This window comes from Streptomyces sp. GC420 (assembly GCF_009916105.1).
GTDB lineage: Bacteria > Actinomycetota > Actinomycetes > Streptomycetales > Streptomycetaceae > Streptomyces.
Map to the genome: position 1 here is coordinate 1 of NZ_JAAAXQ010000645.1, position 2,582 is coordinate 2,582.

Annotated in this window: 2 protein-coding genes; both read left to right on the forward strand. The window is 74.6% G+C overall.

What is annotated here, in order from left to right; translation table 11 throughout:
* Positions 1-642: 642 nt before the first annotated feature.
* Positions 643-1,827 carry a glycosyltransferase family 4 protein gene (locus GUY61_RS37320; RefSeq protein WP_166634723.1) on the forward strand — a complete coding sequence of 395 codons (1,185 nt, stop codon included), beginning with the start codon at positions 643-645 and terminating at the stop codon, positions 1,825-1,827.
* 5 nt (positions 1,828-1,832) lie between these two features.
* The gene (locus GUY61_RS37325) at positions 1,833-2,558 is read left to right on the forward strand and encodes a bifunctional 2-polyprenyl-6-hydroxyphenol methylase/3-demethylubiquinol 3-O-methyltransferase UbiG (RefSeq protein WP_166634724.1); all 726 of its coding nucleotides are present in this window, start codon (positions 1,833-1,835) and stop codon (positions 2,556-2,558) included.
* The last annotated feature ends 24 nt before the right edge of the window (positions 2,559-2,582 follow it).

Below are 2,582 nucleotides of genomic sequence, written 5' to 3' on the forward strand. Positions count from 1 at the left end.
GTGCCCGCCCGGCCCCATGGCCGGCAGCCCGCGCCAGGCGCCGGCCCGCTCACCAGGGGGGCCACCTCGGGCGCTGTGGTGAGGGCGTGACATGCGCCGTCCGCCGGCCCCGTGGCCTTCCCGCCCCGCTCGCGTCCGCCTGCCGGCTCACCGAACCCACCGCGGGGCGCGGGGCCCGCCCCGGGGAGGCCCGTGTCCGCCCGGGCCCGGGCCGAGCGACACCCCCAGACGCCGGCCCGCCCGCCGAAGCGGCCGGCCCGGGGCGACAACGCGCCCCACGGACCACCGGGGCGCGTGCGCGCCCCGGCGTCCGGCGCCGCCCCCGCGCCGCGCGACCGGGCGCCGCTCCCCGGCCGGCACCGGAGCGCCCCGTGTCCCGCACGCCTGTGACTCATGGGGCCGCCGCTGCCACTTCCTCCGGAATGCTCTGGAATTCGGCACGAAGTGATGATTCATCAGCCCGGACACCGCCCGAAATTGTCACCCCGGTGAGTAGCCGCGGCGAACGTCGCGGCGAAAACTATCTTCCCCACCCGAACCGCACAGGCCCCGCACAGACCCTCGTACGGCCCCTTCCGCTCAACGTTCCCCGGAGTTCCCCGACTCCCTACGTACCGCACCCTGAGACGAGTTGGAGCGCGCATGCCCCAGCACGTACCCCCCTCGTTGCGTGAGACAGAGACTCAGGAGGCACCGCGCCGCGCTGTTCCCACGGGCACCGGCAGCCCTCCCCTCCCCCGCCGAATCGTTTTTCTCGCCCACCGCGACCTGGGCAACAAGGCCGCCGGCGGCTCCGAGCTGCTGGTCGACCGGCTCGCGGACGGGCTGACCGGCCACGGTCACCAGGTCACACTGCTGTGCGGCGGGCCGGCCGCCTACCGCGGCTACCGTGTCGTGTCGGCGGGCGGCGATCTCGGTCACTTCCTGCGGGCACGCAGCGCGTTCGCCCGGCAGGTCGGCGACTGCGACCTGCTGGTCGAGGTCTGCAACGGCATGCCGTACCTCGCCCCGCTGTGGCATCGCGGCCCCACGGTGTGCCTGGTCAACCACGTGCACACCGACCTGTGGGAGATGCGCCTGCCCGGCCCCGCAGCCCGGCTCGGGCGAAGACTCGAGCACTGGGCGCTGACCGGTCCGCACCGCGGCAACCTGATGGTCGCCGTGTCCCGTTCGACCGCCGCCGGGCTGCGCGGCCTCGGCATCCCGCAGGACAGGATCCGCGTCGTGCACAACGGCGTGGAGGAGCCCGGCCCGCAGGCCCCCAAGTCGCCCGAGCCGCTGTTCCTGGCCGTGGGCCGGCTCGTCGAGTACAAGCGGATCGATCTGCTCCTGCGCCTGTGGGAGCAGGTCAGGCCGGTCACCGGCGGCCGGCTGGTGATCGTCGGCGACGGCCCGGAACGGCAGCGGCTGGAGGCCATGGCCGGGCCCGGCACCGTCTTCGCCGGACGGGTCTCCGAGGCGGAGAAGCACCGGCTGCTGTGCGCGGCGTGGCTGCTGCTTCACCCCTCCGTCATGGAGGGCTGGGGCCTGGTGGTGACGGAGGCCGCGGTCCGCGGCACTCCGGCCGTCGGCTTCGACATACCGGGCCTGCGCGACTCCGTCGAGGACGGCGTCACCGGTGTCCTCGCGCCCGGCGAGTCCTCCTTCGCCGCCGCCTGGTGCACGCTCGCCCTGAGCGCGGAGCGCCGCGAGGCCATGGGCCGGGCCGCCCGGCTGCGGTCCGCCCGGTTCCGCTGGGAGCACACCGTCGAGCAGTTCCGCGCGGTGGCCGCGGAGGCGACCGGGGTGTCGCCGCCGCACGGACCGGCCCGGGCGGCGCTGCCATGAGAGCGCTGAAGGACCCCTCCCTCGCCCGGTCCTTGGCCCTGTTCCGCGCGTTCATGCGCGAGCAGACGGACCCCGGCCGGTGTTACGCGCTGCTGGCGCGGGACGCCGCCGACCAGTTGGAGCGGTACGAGCCGCTCAAGGGACTGACCGTGATCGACGTCGGGGGCGGGGCAGGGGAGTTCACCGAGGAGTTCCGCCGCCGAGGCGCGCGCGCCTACCTCTTCGAACCCGACCGCGCGGAACTCATGGCGCGCGGGACCGCGGTGGACGGCGCGGTCGTCGCCGACGGCTACCTGCTGCCGCTCGTCGGCGGGGCCGCCGACGTCGCCTTCTCCTCCAATGTGCTGGAGCACGTCGCGGACCCGCAGACCTTCCTGTCCGAACTGGTGCGGGTCACCCGCCCCGGCGGGCTGATCTACGTCTCGTTCACCAACTGGTACTCCCCCTGGGGCGGCCACGAGTGGGCCCCCTGGCACTACTTCGGCGCCGAGCGGGCCCGCGCCCGCTACCGCCGCCGCACCGGCCGCGAGGCCAAGCACACCCTCGGCGAGAACCTGTTCGCCGTCCACATCGGTCCCACCCTGCGCCATGTGCGGGCCCGGGGGGACGTGAGCGTCGTACGGGCCAGGTCCCGCTACTGGCCGTTCCTCGCCGACGCCGTCACCCGTGTCCCCGGTCTGCGTGAATTCGCCACCTGGAACCTCCTCCTCATCCTCCGGCGGTGTCCATGAGCAGCACCCTCCAGGCTCCCCCGC

Coding starts and splice junctions, on each gene's coding strand:
- GUY61_RS37320 (WP_166634723.1), top strand. CDS start 643: ATGCCCCAGCACGTACCCCCCTCGTTGCGTGAGACAGAGACTCAGGAG.